Here is a 14553-nt window from a genome sequence, read left to right as displayed (position 1 = left end):
AGAAAAAGGCGGGCTGCGGGTCCCGGGCCCGCGGGACGGTTGACAAGCGGGGGGCGCGGCGCGAAGGGAGGCACATGACCGGCATGACGATATTGCAGGTGGCCCTTGGCGGCGCCATCGGGGCCGTGGGGCGCTATCTCACGGGGGTGGCCACGATTCGCCTGATCGGGCCGGGATTCCCATGGGGCACGCTGACGGTGAACATCCTGGGGTCTTTCCTGATGGGCGTTCTGGTGGTGGTCCTGGCGAAGAAGGGCGGCACCCACCTGGCGCCGTTCTTCATGACGGGGCTGCTGGGCGGGTTCACCACGTTCTCGGCCTTCTCGCTGGACGCGATGACGATCTACGAGCGCGGTCAGGCCGGGCTGGCGGCGGGCTATGTCGCGGCCTCGGTGATCCTGTCGCTGGCGGCGATCGCGGTGGGGCTGTGGCTGGCGCGGGGGATTTTCGCATGAGCGGGGTGCAGACCCTGACCGTCGCCGCGGGCGAGGGCGACCAGCGGCTGGACCGCTGGTTCCGCCGGCGGTTCCCGCACGTCTCCCAGGGCCGGATCGAGAAGATGTGCCGCAAGGGCGAGATCCGGGTGGATGGTGGCCGGGTCAAGCCCGCGACCCGGCTGGACGAGGGCCAGCAGGTGCGCATTCCGCCGCTGCCCGAGCCCGGTGCCGCGCCGGCCGCGCCGCGCCCCGCGGTCAGCGAGGCCGATGCCGCGATGATCCGCGGCTGCGTGATCTATCGCGACGACCACATCCTCGCGCTGAACAAGCCGCCCGGCCTGCCGGTGCAGGGCGGCAGCGGGCAGAGCCGCCACGTGGACGGGCTGGCCGAGGCGCTCCGCTTCGGGGCCGAGGACAAGCCGCGGCTGGTGCATCGGCTGGACCGCGACACCTCGGGCGTATTGCTGCTGGCGCGCACCCGCGCCATGGCCAAGGCGCTGACCGCGGCGTTCCGGGCGCGCGAGACGCGCAAGATCTACTGGGCGGCGGTGGCAGGCACGCCCAGCCCGGCGATGGGCACGATCCGTTACGGGCTGGTCAAGGCGCCGGGCCATGGCAAGGGCGGCGAGGGCGAGAAGATGCACTGCATCCTGCCCGATGCGGTGGATGGCACCCCCGGGGCCAAGCGGGCGGTCACCGATTACGCGGTCTTGTCCTCGCTGGGCAAGCGGGTGTCGTGGTGCGCGCTGGTGCCCGTCACGGGCCGCACCCACCAGCTGCGCGCGCACATGGCCGAGATCGGCCACCCGATCGTGGGGGATGGCAAGTATGGCGGTTCGGGCCAGGTCAACGAGGGCGAGGGCTGGGGCGCGCAGCTGGGCGGCGAGATCAGCCGCAAGCTGCACCTGCACGCGCGGTCGGTGCGGTTGGTTCACCCGGTGACGGGGCGCGCGCTGGCGATCACCGCGCCGCTGCCCGAACACATGCGCCGCACCTGGGACATGCTGGGATGGGCCGAGGCCGATGTGCCCGCCGACCCGTTCGAGGATCTCGAATGACCGACCTCAGGCTGGTGATCTTCGACGTGGATGGCACGCTGGTCGACAGCCAGTCGCATATCGCCGCGGCGATGGCCGCCGCCTTCGAGGGCGAGGGGCTGCCCGTGCCGCCCTTGGCAGATATCCTGGGCGTGGTGGGCCTGTCGTTGCCGGTGGGGCTGGCGCAGCTGGCCCCGGACCTGCCCGAACCGACCCGCGCGCGCATGGTGGATCGCTACCGCGAGCGGTTCTTCGCGCTGAGGGTCGGCAATGCCGCCTCGCCGCTTTACCCGGGCGCGCGCGACGCGGTCGAGGCGCTGGCCGCGGTCGAGACCAACCTGCTGGGCATCGCCACGGGCAAGTCGCGGCGGGGTCTGGATCACCTGCTCGAGGCGCACGGGCTGGGCCATCATTTCGTGACCACGCAGGTCTCGGACAACCACCCGTCCAAGCCGCACCCGGCGATGGTGCTGGCGGCGCTGGAGGAGACCGGGGTCGCGCCGGACCGCGCGGTGATGATCGGCGACACGGAATTCGACATCGAGATGGGGCGCGCGGCGGGCGTGCGCACGTTGGGGGTCAGCTGGGGCTTTCACCCGCGGGCGCGGCTGGCGGCGGCGGATGCGGTGATCGACGGGTTCGACGCGCTGCCCGCGGCGCTTGCCCGGTTCTGGGACAGGTAAGACATGGCGGAATGGGCGCTGAAACGGTTCTGGACGCTGGCCGAGATGGGCGAGGCCGAGGACGGTTTCACCGTGCTGCTGGACGGCCGGGCGGTGCGCACGCCGGCCAAGGCCGCGCTGGTGGTGCCGACCCGGGCCATGGCCGCGGCGATCGCCGCCGAGTGGGACGCGCAGGAGCGCGAGGTTCAGCCGCGCACCATGCCCGTGACCCGTGCGGCCAATGCCGCCATCGACAAGGTTCGCGCCCAGCATGAAGAGGTGGCCGCGCTGATCGCGGCCTATGGCGAAAGCGACCTGTTGTGCCACCGGGCGGACAGCCCCGCGGAACTGGTCGCCCGGCAGGCGGCTGCCTGGGACCCGCTGCTGGACTGGGCGCGCGACGCGCTGGGCGCGCCGCTGGTGCCCACCGCGGGCGTGATCCCCTGTGCCCAGCCCGAGGCGAGCCTGGCTGCGCTGCGCGCCCGCGTGACCGGGCTGGATGCGTTCGCGCTGACCGCGCTGCATGACCTGGTGGCGCTGTCGGGGTCGCTGGTGATCGGGCTGGCGGCGACGGAGGACGCGGTCGCCCCGGTGGAACGGCTGTGGGAAATCTCGCGGATCGACGAGACCTGGCAAGAGGAACAATGGGGCGTCGACGACGAGGCCGCCGGGATCGTGGCGGCCAAGCGGGGCGACTTTCTGCAGGCGCGGCGATTCCTGGATCTGGCCCGCGCATCCGATTGATGCCCGGCCTCCGGGCCGTCCCGCTTATTTTCTGTGCATCGTGAAACTGCGGCGAAATGTGGGTTTTCGTGGGGACATCGGCGGCAGTGCGCCCTTGACCTCTTGGCGGGAATTTGCCCAAACTTGCGGCGCTGAGGGGGGTCGTTCTCTCATGCGAGACCCCCGCCCTGCCGGGGTTGAATAAAAATGCCGCCAGAGCGGCGGAGAACTCAGGAAGAGGTAAACATGAAGAAATCCGTTATTCTTGGCGCGCTGACCGTCGCCAGCCTTGTTGCCGGCGGGGCGGCCGCGGCGACGCTGGACGACGTCAAGGCACGCGGCAAGCTGAACTGCGGCACGAATACCGGTCTCGTCGGGTTCGCCGCGCCGGATGCGAATGGCGATTGGCAGGGCTTCGACGTCGCGGTGTGCCGTGCGGTGGCGGCGGCCGTGCTTGGCGACCAGTCGGCCGTGGAATTCGTGCCGACCACGGGCAAGACGCGTTTTACCGCGCTCGCCTCGGGTGAAATCGACGTGCTGGCGCGCAACACCACCTGGACCTTCTCGCGCGACGTGGACCTCAAGTTCACCTTCATCGGCGTGAACTATTATGACGGTCAGGGCTTCATGGTGCCGAAATCGCTGGGTGTCAGCTCGGCCAAGGAACTGGACGGCGCGACCGTCTGCATCCAGACCGGCACCACGACCGAGCTGAACCTCGCGGATTTCTTCCGCGTGAACAACATCAGCTATGAACCGGTACCGATCGAAACCAACGCCGAGGCGCAGCAGCAGTACCTGGCCGGTGCCTGCGACGCCTACACCACCGACGCTTCGGGCCTGGCCGCGACCCGCGCCACCTTCGAGGATCCGACCGCGCATGTCATCCTGCCCGAGATCATCTCGAAGGAACCGCTGGGGCCGCTGGTGCGCCATGGCGACGACGAGTGGGCCGATATCGTGCGCTGGACGCTGAACGCGCTGATCGCCGCCGAAGAATACGGCGTGACCTCGGCCAATATCGACGAACTGGCGGCCAACCCGACCTCGAACCCCGAGATCAACCGCCTGCTCGGCACCGAGGGCAACCTGGGCGAGATGCTGGGCCTGCCCGCCGACTGGGCCGTCAAGGCGATCAAGGCCGGCGGCAACTATGGCGAACTGTTCGAAAAGCACATCGGCGAGAACACCCCGATCGGCCTGGCGCGCGGTCTGAACGCGCAGTGGACCGATGGCGGCCTGATGTACGCGCCGCCCTTCCGGTAAGGAAAACGGATCGAAGGGCGCGGGACATCCCGCGCCCTTCGCCTATCTGGCAAGACAAGAAAAACCGGCCCCGGACAGGGCGCGCCGATATCCGGCGCGCACCTGAAAGCTGTTACCGGGAGGGAGCTACAGGGAGCGCCCGCCATGACGACGATGACGGATCCGCCGAAGGACTCGTTCCGACTCGGCATGCTGATCTACGATACGCGATACCGGTCGCTGACCATCCAGGTCGTCGCCCTGATCGCCTTCATGTTGCTGGCCGCGTGGCTGATCTCCAACACCGCGCAGAACCTCGCGGCGCTGGGCAAGCCGATCAATTTCGGCTTCCTGTCGGGGCCTGCCCAGTATGACATCAACCAGACGCTGATCCCCTACGACAACCAGGACAGCCACCTGCGGGCGTCGGTCGTGGGGCTGTTGAACACGCTTCTGGTGGCGGTGCTGGGCTGTGTGCTGGCCACCGTGGTGGGCGTTCTGGTGGGCGTGCTGCGGTTGTCCAGGAACTGGCTCGTCGGGCGGATCATGACCGTCTATGTCGAGATGTTCCGCAACGTGCCGGTTCTGTTGTGGATCGTCTTCGCCATGGCGATCCTGATCGAAAGCCTGCCCGCCCCGCGGGATTTCCGCGGCGACACGCCCCAGGCCAGCATGCTGTTCGCCGACAGCGTCGCGCTGACCAATCGCGGCTTCTATATCCCCAAGCCGGTCTTCGACCGCTCGCTGGGCGGCAACCCCGAGGCGCCCGCGCCCGAGGCGGCCCCGGTCAGCCCCGCCCCGCCGACCGGCGTGGTCGGCATGACCGGCGGCAGCAGCCGGATCGCGACCGGCGGCGGCAGCGCGGCACCCGGTGCCGCGGCCCCCGGCCAGGCGCCGCAGGGGCAGTCCGGCGCCGCCCCCACCGGCGCGCAGCCCGCCTCGTCGGCGCTGGACTGGCTGGTGATCCTCGGCGTGTTCGGCGGCTCTTTGCTGGGCGCGCGGGCCATCGGCCGCTGGGCCGACCGCAAGCAAGAGGCGACCGGCCTGCGCCCGCGCACGATCTGGGTGCAACTGGCGGTCGTCTTCGTGCCGGTCATCATGGTGCTTATGGCGCTGGGCGTGCGGCTGGAACGGCCGGAACTGACCGGGTTCAACTTCGACGGCGGCATCCACATGCGCAACTCGCTGATCGCGCTGTGGCTGGCCCTGTCCTTCTATACCGCGGCCTTCATCGCGGAAATCGTGCGCGGCGGCATCCTGGCGATTTCCAAGGGCCAGACCGAGGCCGCCGCGGCGCTGGGCCTGCGGCCCAACCGCATCATGTCGCTGGTGATCCTGCCGCAGGCGCTGCGGGTCATCATCCCGCCGCTGATCTCGCAATACCTGAACCTGACCAAGAACAGCTCGCTGGCGATCGCGGTCGGCTACATGGACATCACCGGCACGCTGGGCGGGATCACCATGAACCAGACCGGGCGCGAACTGGAATGCGTGCTGCTGTTGATGTTGTGCTACCTGGTCATCTCGCTGCTGATCTCGGTGGTGATGAACTGGTACAACAACCGCGTCAAACTGGTGGAGCGGTAAGATGAGCGGAACCCATGCCCATACCGCCGCCTATGTGCGCGACACCATGCTGCCCGAACAGGCGCCGCCGGCCACCTCGGTCGGGGTGCTGGGATGGATGCGGGCGAACCTGTTCTCCAACTGGTTCAACGCCATCCTGACCCTTCTGTCCGTGGCGTTCATCTACCAGGTGCTGGCCGCGATCCTGCCCTGGGTGTTCCAGTCCAGCTGGACCGCGAACTCGCTGAACGAGTGCCGCGCGCAGATCGACGCCGCCTATGGCCCCCATGCCGAGGGGGCCTGCTGGGCGGTGATCCGCGAACGCTATCTGCAGCTGATCTTCGGCTTCTACCCCTCGGAACTGTACTGGCGTCCGATCCTGGCCTTTGCGCTGACCCTGGCCGCGCTGGGCCCGGTGCTGTTCACGGCATTGCCGCGCAAGATGCTGTGGCTGTCGGTTGCGGCCCCTTTCCTGGTGCCGTGGCTGCTGTGGGGCGGTTCGGCCTGGGTGCCGGTGGCTGTCGCGCTGGGCTTCGTGCTGGGCTATGTGGCGTTCCGCGTGGTGGCGTCGGTCGCGGGGGCGCTGCTGGGCGCCATCGCGGCGGGGCTGGTGCCGGTGCTGTGGTGGCTCTTGCTGGCCTCGGGCTGGGCGGGGCTGATGCAGTCGGTCCTGCCGCTGGGGATCGAGGCGGTGGACAGCCGCAATTTCGGCGGCTTCATGCTGTCGATCACCATCGGGGTCGTGGCGATCGCCTGTTCGCTGCCGATCGGGGTGCTGCTGGCGCTGGGCCGGCAATCGAACCTGCTCATCATCAAGGCGATCTGCACCGGATTCATCGAACTGATCCGGGGCGTGCCGCTGATTACCCTGCTGTTCGTGGCCTCGCTTCTGCTGAACTACTTCATGCCGCCGGGCACCGATTTCGACATCATCCTGCGGGTGATCATCATGGTCACGCTGTTCGCCTCGGCCTACATGGCCGAGGTGATCCGGGGCGGGCTGGCCGCCCTGCCCAAGGGCCAGTACGAGGCGGCCGATGCCCTCGGCCTCGACTACTGGAAGGCGCAGCGGCTGATCATCATGCCGCAAGCCCTGAAAATCTCGATCCCCGGCATCGTCTCGACCTTCATCGGGGTGTTCAAGGACACCACGCTGGTCTCGATCATCGGGCTTCTGGATCCGCTGGGCTTCTCGAACTCGATCCGCGCAAACGCCGAATGGAACGGCATCGTCTGGGAACTGTACGGCTTCATCGCCTTCATGTTCTTCGTCTTCTGTTTCTCCATGTCCCGCTACTCGATGTATCTGGAGCGCAAGCTTCAGACCGAGCACCGCTGAGGAGCCTTTGCCATGTCTGAACTTGCCATCGATCGCGAAGTCGACCGTTCCAGGATGTCGGTCTCGGACGAGGTCGCGATCCAGATCACCAACATGAACAAGTGGTACGGCGCGTTCCACGTGCTGCGCGACATCAACCTGACGATCAACAAGGGCGAGCGGATCGTGGTCTGCGGCCCGTCTGGGTCGGGGAAATCGACGCTGATCCGCTGCATCAACCGGCTGGAGGAACACCAGTCGGGCAGCATCGTGGTGGACGGGATCGAACTGACCAACGACCTGAAACATATCGACCAGGTCCGGTCCGAGGTCGGGATGGTGTTCCAGCATTTCAACCTGTTCCCGCACCTGACGATCCTGGAAAACTGCACGCTGGCGCCGATCTGGGTGCGCAAGGTGCCCAAGAAGGAAGCGGTGGAAACCGCCATGTACTTTCTGGAAAAGGTCAAGATCCCCGAACAGGCCAACAAGTATCCCGGCCAGCTGTCGGGCGGCCAGCAACAGCGGGTGGCGATCGCGCGGTCGCTGTGCATGAAGCCCAACATCATGCTGTTCGACGAACCCACCTCGGCGCTGGACCCCGAGATGATCAAGGAAGTGCTCGATACCATGATCGAGCTGGCCGAAGAGGGCATGACCATGATCTGCGTCACCCACGAGATGGGCTTTGCCCGCCAGGTCGCGAACCGGGTGATCTTCATGGACCAGGGCCAGATCGTCGAACAGAACGAACCCGAGGCGTTCTTCAACACCCCGCAATCCGAGCGGACCAAGCTGTTCCTGAGCCAGATCCTGGGGCACTGACCCCGCGCGGCGCGACCGCCGGTGCGGTTAGGCAGATCGGTTTCGCCTTGGCTTCGCCAAGGCGACCGGGGGCCGGGGGCTGACGCCCCCGGCCCCTTTCGCGTCAGCGCGGGCCTGTCACATACCGCCCGGCGCTGTCGCCTTTGCGACGAAACCCACCCTCCGAGGCCGCACAGGGGCCGGCCCGGCGGTCAAGCGCTGTCCACGCGCCGTCTGGCACGGTTGCTGCTTCCCCACAGGTGGAGACGTGCGACCGGTTCGAACCGAAACCCGCCGCCTGCCGGAGGGCGGCCAGACAAGGAACAAGCGACATGGCCATCGTGACATTTTCTTCGCCGCTGATGCACAAGGACAAGGCGGTCTATGCCATCGCGGGCGATACCAAGACGATTCTCGCCCTCGCCGAGGAACACCGCATCCCGATCCCGTTCGACTGCCGCGACGGCAATTGCGGGTCCTGCCTGATCGAGGTCAGCTATGACGACCCGACGCAGAAGAAGGGGATCATGCTGACCGACAAGGAGAAGAGCAAGCTCAAGGAACTGGGCAAGATCACCGAGGAAGAGATCGAGAATGCCGAGGTCAACGACATGCCGCCGCGTTACCGGCTGGCCTGCCAGTTCATCGCGCGCGACGAGGACGTGACGATCACCTTCTCGGGCAACCCGGGCGGTGCCGACTGACCCCGCGGGCCGGCGGGTCTAGGCGTCGATCTGCTTGGGCGTGACGAAATCCACGGGCCGGCCGCTGGCGAACCCGACCTCGCTCCAGTCCTCGGCGTCGAATTCGGCGACAAGGGTGGCGCAGGTCGGGTAGCTGGCAAAGCGCGGATTGTCAGGCGGCGTGCGCAACAGCCGGGACGCGAATTCGCCGATGCCGGGATTGTGGCCCAGCATCAGCACGGGCGAGGCGGCACAATTGTTCAGCACCTCCAGCATGCGCTGCGCAGGCGCGTGATACAGCGCCGGGTCGCGGCGCATGACCGTGCATTCGCCCAGGGTTGGGGCCATCAGCTCCCAGGTTTCGATGGTCCGGCGCGCGGTCGATGCGACGACCTCGGCGGGGATATGCCCGCGCGCGGCCAGCCACGCGGCGATCCTGGGCGCGGCGTCACGGCCGCGGGCGTTCAGCGTCCGGTCGTGGTCGTCCTGCGCCGGATCGTCCCAGCCGGATTTCGCGTGGCGGACCAGGATCAGGCGCAAAGTCATCGGCGGGCCGTCATGCTGCTCGTCGGGTGCGGGCATCCTGTCACAGCTTTGGCCATGCGCCTACCCCGTTCAGCGCGGCGCACGGATCAGCGACCCGGCACCGTGATCGGTGAACAGTTCCAGCAGGCAGGCATTGGGCGCGCGCCCGTCCAGGATCACCACCGCGCGCACCCCGCCCGCGATGGCGGCCAGCGCGGTTTCGGTCTTGGGGATCATGCCGCCGGCGATCACGCCGCGTTCGGTCATGTCGCGGATATGGTCGGGGCTCAGCTCGGTGACCACCTCGCCGGTCTCGTCCTTGACGCCGGCCACGTCGGTCAGCAGCAGCAGCCGGTCGGCCTTGAGCGCGGCGGCCACGGCGCCCGCGGCGGTGTCGCCGTTGACGTTGAACGTCTCGCCGTTGCGGCCCGCGCCCAAGGGCGCCACCACGGGGATGAAGCCCGCCTCGAACAGGCTGTGCAGCACGGTGGCGTCCATCTCGGCGGGCGTGCCGACGAACCCCAGGTCCGGGTCGGTCTGGTCGCAGGTCATCAACCCGCCATCCTTGCCCGACAGGCCCACCGCGCGCCCGCCCTGGTCGTTGATCGCCTGCACGATCCGCTTGTTCACCCGACCCGACAGGACCATCTCGACCACCTCGACGGTGGCCGCGTCGGTCACCCGCTTGCCCTTGACGAAGTCGGACTTCACGCCTAGCTTGGCCAGCATCTCGTTGATCATCGGCCCGCCGCCATGCACGATCACCGGGTTCACGCCGACCTGCCGCATCAGCACCACGTCGCGGGCGAAACTCTCCATCTCGGCATCGTCGCCCATGGCGTGGCCGCCGAACTTGATCACGACGATCGCGCCGGTATAGCGCTGCAGATAAGGGAGCGCCTCGGACAGCGTCCGGGCGGTGGCGATCCAGTCGCGATTCATGGCGGTCTGTTTTCTCATCTCTCGGGTCCGGTTCCTGGGCGCATCTGTTATCCCGCCAAGGGCCTCGCGCCAAGGGCGATTGTCTTTCGGGCCGGCCCGCGTAGGGTGGCGCCGCAACAGGGGAGCAGGCCATGGAAGAAAAGATTCTGCTGCTGACCGGCGCAAGCCGCGGCATCGGGCATGCCACCGTGAAACGGTTTTCGGCCGAGGGCTGGCGGGTTCTGACCTGTTCGCGCCATCCCTTCGACCCGCGCTGTCCCTGGCCCGGCGGGGCCGAGAACCACATCCAGATCGACCTGGCCGATGCCGCCGCGACCAAGGGCGCCATCGAGGTGATCCGCGGCAAGCTGCCCCGGGGCAAGCTGCACGCGCTGGTCAACAATGCCGGGATTTCGCCCAAGACCGAAGATGGCGGGCGGCTGAACACGCTGGAAACCGACCTGCGCACCTGGGGGCACGTGTTCAACGTGAATTTCTTTGCCTCCATCGTGCTGGCCCGCGGCTTGCAGGACGAACTGGCCGCGGCCAGGGGCGCGGTGGTCAACGTGACCTCGATCGCGGGCAGCCGGGTGCACCCCTTCGCGGGGGCGGCCTATGCCACGTCCAAGGCGGCGCTGGCGGCGCTGACCCGCGAGATGGCGCATGATTTCGGACCGATGGGGGTGCGGGTGAACGCCATCGCGCCGGGCGAGGTGGAAACCTCGATCCTGTCGCCCGGCACCGAGAAGATCGTCGCGGGGCTGCCGCTCCGGCGGCTGGGTCAACCCGAGGAGGTGGCCAGCGTGATCTTTTTCCTGTGCTCGGCGGATTCCAGCTATGTCACGGGCACCGAGATCGAGGTGAATGCCGGTCAGCATGTCTGAGCCACGGGATGGGCGGTTGTCCGATCCCGAAGGCGGGCGTTCAGGGGCCCCTTGGCCGGTGCGCCGGGGCTTCGGGTTTCGCCCTGGCTGCCGCCAGGGCGACCGGGGGGGGGGGGGGGGGGGGGGGGGGGGGGGGGGGGGGGGGGGGGGGGGGGGGGGGGGGGGGGGGCCGGGGGCGCCGGCGGGGGCCCCCGGCCGGGGGGCTTTGCCCCCCGGACCCCCCAGAGTATTTCGGCCAAGAAAAAGACGCGGCCGGGGGGAGGTGCGGGGCGTCCGAAGGGGCGGGGGGATGCGCGACGGGTTTTGCGGCTGCCGCGGGCGGTGGCACCCGCCGGGCCAGCCGTTCGTCCTAGGCGATCCCGGCGATGATCGCGCGCAGCGTGGCGATTCCGTCGCCTTTTTCCGATGAGGTCAGAACGATTTCGGGAAAGGCCGCCGGATGGGTGGCCAGCCGACCGCGCACCTGGTCCAGCACGCGGTCCATGTCCTTGGCCTTGACCTTGTCGGCCTTGGTCAGCACCGCCTGGAAGGTCACCGCCGCGCTGTCCAGCAGCCCCATGATCTCTTCGTCCACGGGTTTCACCCCGTGCCGCGCGTCGATCAGCACGAAGGCCCGGCGCAGGGTCTGGCGCCCGGCTAGATAGGCTTTCAGCAGGCGTTGCCATTTCTCGACCACGGCGACCGGCGCCTCGGCATAGCCATAGCCGGGCAGGTCGACCAGGAAGTGACTGTCGCCGAGGGTGAAATAGTTGATTTCCTGCGTGCGGCCCGGCGTGTTCGACGCGCGCGCCAGCCCCTTGCGGTTGGTCAGCGCGTTGATCAGGCTGGACTTGCCCACGTTCGAGCGGCCGGCAAAGCAGACCTCGGCGCGGTCGGCGGGGGGCAGCCCGTCCATCGCCACGACACCTTTCAGGAAATCGACCTGTCCCGCGAACAGCTTACGCCCGCGTTCGGCGGTGGCGGTGTCGGGCTCGGGGGCCAGGGGGAAGGGCAGGGTGCTCATGGCACGGTCACCTCGTCGCCAAGCGTCACGCGCCCGCCGCGGATCACCTCGGCATAGACGCCCAGGTCTGTATGGCCCCAGTGGCGTTCCAGCGCGCCCAGCGTGTCCGTGTCGCGCTTGCCCGTCTCGGGGTCCACGGTCGTCGCCATGCAGCGCCCGATGCGTTCCCGCACCTCCAGTTCGGCCTCGCCCAGGCGAATCCGGCGGCCGATCCAGTCGAATTCCGCCCAGGGGGCCAGCCCCTCGATCCAGAAATTGCCGCGGAACCGGCGCGGGTCCAGGTCGCGCCCCACCGCGTCGGACAGCGCCCGCAGAGAGGCCAGCCCGAGGAGGCTGACCGAGGGGAAATCGCTGTCGGTCATGCCGCGCCCGGGCGCCCGCACGATCCGGGCCGAGGCGGCGCGGTCGGCCGGCATCAGCGGCGCGACCCAGTCAAGGAAGCGGTCGGCCTCGGTCTCGGGGGAAAAGGTGATCTCGGGCCGGTCGGGATGGGTCAGGGTGACGGTTTCCGCCGCCTTGTCCAGCCGCGCCATGATCGCCATCAGTTCCGGCGCCTTGGCCCCGCGCGAGAAATTCGCGCAAGGCGCCCACGTGGTGCCGTCGGTCCGCGCCGCTTCGTGCGCCACGGCCCAGGTCCGGTCCCAGGGCATCGTCCGCCCGGTTTCCAGCGTCACCGCCTGCAGCGCCTCTGCGCCGTGCCCCTTGATGGGGTGGCGCCAGATCTGCGCCAGGCGGGCGGTCATTTCTTGCTCGGTTCGGGCTTCTTCCTCTGGAAGCTTGCCTTGATGTTGCCGAACACGTCGGGGTGATAGCCGTGGCTGCGCATGATCGCGTATTGCTGGATGAAGGTGATCGTGTTGTTCGCGATCCAGTAGATGATCAGGCCGCTGGCAAACCCGCCCAGCATGAACATGAAGATCCAGGGCAGCCAGGCGAACACCATCGCCTGCGTCGGGTCGGTCGGCGTCGGGTTCAGCTTCTGTTGCAGCCACATCGAGATGCCGAAGATGATCGGCAGAACGCCCAGCGAGAAGATCGCGAAGATCGAGCCCGGCTCCGGCGTCGCATAGGGCAGCAGGCCGAAGAGGTTCAGGATCGACGACGGGTCGGGCGCCGACAGGTCGCGGATCCAGCCGATCCAGGGCGCGTGGCGCAGCTCGATCGTGACGAAGATCACCTTGTAGAGCGAGAAGAAGATCGGGATCTGCACCAGAAGCGGAAGGCAGCCCGCCGCCGGGTTCACCTTTTCCTTCTTGTACAGCGCCATCATCTCTTGTTGCAGCTTCTGACGGTCGTCGCCGGCCCGCTCCTTCAGTTCCTCCATCTTCGGCTGAAGTTCCTTCATCTTCGCCATGGAGGTGTAGGACTTGTAGGCCAAGGGCAGCAGGATCGCCTTGATGACGATGGTCAGGCCGATGATGGCCCACCCCATGCTGCCGGGGATGCCGGCGTTCGACATCGCCGCGTTCAGCCAGTGCAGCAGCCAGAAGATCGGCTTGGTGAAGAAGAAGAACCAGCCCCAGTCGATCGAGTCGATGAAGCGGTAGATGCCCAGGTCGTGCTCGTAATGGCGGATGGTTTCCCATTCCTTGGCGCCGGCGAACAGCATCGTTTCGGTTCCACCACTCGCCCCCGCGGCGACCTCGATCAGCGGAAGACGCGTCTCGACCTGGTAGATATCCGCGCCCTCGACATATTTCGCAACCGAGGTGAAGCGCTGGCCCGGCGCCGGGATCAGCGTGGTCATCCAGTACTTGTCGGTAAAGCCGACCCAGCCGTTTTCCTCGACCTGGCTGACCTCGGCCTGGGCGGCCTCGCGGTCGACGAATGCCAGGTCGCGCATGTCGCCATAGTCGAGTTCGCTCAGTTCCTTGTCCGTCTGGCGAACGACGCCCTCGTGCAGGATGAAGAACCGCGAGGTTTCGGGCTCGCCATGGCGCGCGACGATGCCGTAGGGCGCCAGGCGCACGGTTTCGCCGCTGCGGTTCTCGACGCTTTGGTCGATCCGGAAGAGATAGTCCTCGTCCACGCTGATCGTGCGGCGGAAGACCAGGCCCGCGCCGTTGTCCCAGACCAGCGTCACCGGGCTGTTCACGCCCAGCGTTCCACCGCTTTCGACCGTCCACAGCGTGTTGGCCCCGGGCACCTCTTCATAGGACAGCTGTCCCGCGGGCGCCCAGCCGTAAAGCGCGTAATAGGGCCGGGTGCTGCCGACAGGGGACAGCAGCGACACGATCTCCGAGTCCGGGTCGAGCGTTTCCTTGTAGTCTTTCAAAGCCAGCTGGTCGATCCGCCCGCCCAGAAGCGAGACCGAACCGGTCAGCCGCGGCGTGTTGATCTCCAGCCGGGGCGCGTCAGCGCCGGGCGCGGGGGCGGTCTCGGCGGTGCCGGCGGGGGCCTGGCCCGTGGCGGGCGCGGGCGGGGTCGAGGCGATGCCGGGGGCAGCCTCGGTCATCTCGACCGCGGCGGGTTCGGGCAGCTGGGCCTGCTGTTCCGGCGGGAACAGCCAGTACCAGACCAGGATCACGAGGAAGCTCAACGCCGTCGCGAGCAGGAGATTCTTGCCTTGTTCGTCCATGGGAGACCGCTGCCCTGTCCTTTGAAGGTGTGGGTGGTTCAACAGATTGCACCCACCAAGGTCAAGCTGTTTTCCCGACGCATGCGGCTGGGCCGCGCCGGTGTTGACGCAGTGTTTACAGGCCCTGGCCGATGGCGTGCGCCTTGGCCGGGCAGGCGGGCGGCCGC

At 68.0% G+C, this 14553-nt stretch carries 15 protein-coding genes; 10 read left to right on the top strand and 5 right to left on the bottom strand.

What is annotated here, in order from left to right; genetic code table 11:
• The first annotated feature begins 83 nt into the window (after positions 1 to 83).
• The 9 genes from crcB to EV662_RS11715 all read left to right on the top strand — a co-directional run bounded on the left by crcB (position 84) and on the right by EV662_RS11715 (position 8496).
• A complete protein-coding gene (gene crcB / locus EV662_RS11755) occupies positions 84 to 455 on the top strand; it encodes a fluoride efflux transporter CrcB (protein WP_132462864.1) in 372 nt (123 codons plus the stop codon).
• The gene (locus tag EV662_RS11750; protein WP_132462460.1) at positions 452 to 1495 is read left to right on the top strand and encodes an RluA family pseudouridine synthase; all 1044 of its coding nucleotides are present in this window, start codon (positions 452 to 454) and stop codon (positions 1493 to 1495) included. The genes crcB and EV662_RS11750 overlap by 4 nt, the downstream gene beginning before the upstream one ends.
• A complete protein-coding gene (locus tag EV662_RS11745; RefSeq protein WP_132462458.1) occupies positions 1492 to 2157 on the top strand; it encodes an HAD-IA family hydrolase in 666 nt (221 codons plus the stop codon). The genes EV662_RS11750 and EV662_RS11745 overlap by 4 nt, the downstream gene beginning before the upstream one ends.
• Positions 2158 to 2160: 3 nt before the next feature.
• On the top strand, positions 2161 to 2880 hold the full coding sequence (locus EV662_RS11740) for an ATP12 family chaperone protein (RefSeq protein WP_132462456.1): 720 nt from the start codon (positions 2161 to 2163) through the stop codon (positions 2878 to 2880).
• Between the two features lie 225 nt (positions 2881 to 3105).
• Positions 3106 to 4125: an amino acid ABC transporter substrate-binding protein gene (locus tag EV662_RS11735; RefSeq protein ID WP_132462454.1), complete on the top strand. Its 1020-nt coding sequence runs from the start codon at positions 3106 to 3108 to the stop codon at positions 4123 to 4125.
• A 144-nt stretch (positions 4126 to 4269) separates the two neighbouring features.
• Positions 4270 to 5691 (top strand): amino acid ABC transporter permease, encoded by a 1422-nt coding sequence (locus EV662_RS11730; protein WP_132462452.1) that lies wholly within the window; start codon positions 4270 to 4272, stop codon positions 5689 to 5691.
• A gap of 1 nt (position 5692) precedes the next feature.
• Positions 5693 to 7009, top strand: a complete 1317-nt coding sequence (locus tag EV662_RS11725; protein WP_132462450.1) for an amino acid ABC transporter permease — start codon at positions 5693 to 5695, stop codon at positions 7007 to 7009.
• Between the two features lie 12 nt (positions 7010 to 7021).
• Positions 7022 to 7813 (top strand): amino acid ABC transporter ATP-binding protein, encoded by a 792-nt coding sequence (locus tag EV662_RS11720; protein WP_132462448.1) that lies wholly within the window; start codon positions 7022 to 7024, stop codon positions 7811 to 7813.
• 311 nt (positions 7814 to 8124) lie between these two features.
• Positions 8125 to 8496, top strand: a complete 372-nt coding sequence (locus EV662_RS11715; RefSeq protein ID WP_132462447.1) for a 2Fe-2S iron-sulfur cluster-binding protein — start codon at positions 8125 to 8127, stop codon at positions 8494 to 8496.
• An 18-nt stretch (positions 8497 to 8514) separates the two neighbouring features.
• On the opposite strand, the gene EV662_RS11710 is transcribed toward EV662_RS11715, so the two are convergent.
• Both EV662_RS11710 and argB read right to left on the bottom strand, forming a co-directional pair.
• Positions 8515 to 9057, bottom strand: a complete 543-nt coding sequence (locus EV662_RS11710) for a SixA phosphatase family protein (protein ID WP_341799081.1) — start codon at positions 9055 to 9057, stop codon at positions 8515 to 8517.
• Positions 9058 to 9090: 33 nt separating this feature from the next.
• On the bottom strand, positions 9091 to 9960 hold the full coding sequence (argB, locus tag EV662_RS11705; protein ID WP_243695833.1) for an acetylglutamate kinase: 870 nt from the start codon (positions 9958 to 9960) through the stop codon (positions 9091 to 9093).
• Between the two features lie 113 nt (positions 9961 to 10073).
• Here argB and EV662_RS11700 point away from each other — a divergent pair, with 113 nt between their 5' ends.
• Positions 10074 to 10805, top strand: a complete 732-nt coding sequence (locus EV662_RS11700; RefSeq protein ID WP_132462445.1) for an SDR family NAD(P)-dependent oxidoreductase — start codon at positions 10074 to 10076, stop codon at positions 10803 to 10805.
• Between the two features lie 349 nt (positions 10806 to 11154).
• Here the strand turns inward: EV662_RS11700 and yihA are convergent, their stop codons facing one another.
• The 3 genes from yihA to yidC are packed head-to-tail and all read right to left on the bottom strand — an operon-like array spanning position 11155 to position 14386.
• The gene (gene yihA, locus EV662_RS11690; protein ID WP_132462444.1) at positions 11155 to 11808 is read right to left on the bottom strand and encodes a ribosome biogenesis GTP-binding protein YihA/YsxC; all 654 of its coding nucleotides are present in this window, start codon (positions 11806 to 11808) and stop codon (positions 11155 to 11157) included.
• Positions 11805 to 12551 (bottom strand): MOSC domain-containing protein, encoded by a 747-nt coding sequence (locus EV662_RS11685; protein WP_132462442.1) that lies wholly within the window; start codon positions 12549 to 12551, stop codon positions 11805 to 11807. Before EV662_RS11685 ends, yihA begins: the two co-directional genes overlap by 4 nt.
• Complete coding sequence (yidC, locus tag EV662_RS11680; RefSeq protein ID WP_132462440.1) at positions 12548 to 14386, bottom strand: membrane protein insertase YidC; 1839 nt, start codon at positions 14384 to 14386, stop codon at positions 12548 to 12550. The genes EV662_RS11685 and yidC overlap by 4 nt, the downstream gene beginning before the upstream one ends.
• Positions 14387 to 14553: the final 167 nt, after the last annotated feature.

Source organism: Rhodovulum marinum (assembly GCF_004343075.1).
Lineage (GTDB): Bacteria > Pseudomonadota > Alphaproteobacteria > Rhodobacterales > Rhodobacteraceae > Rhodovulum > Rhodovulum marinum.
Note: the sequence above shows the minus strand (reverse complement) of the source record. Positions and strands in the feature narration are given on the sequence as shown.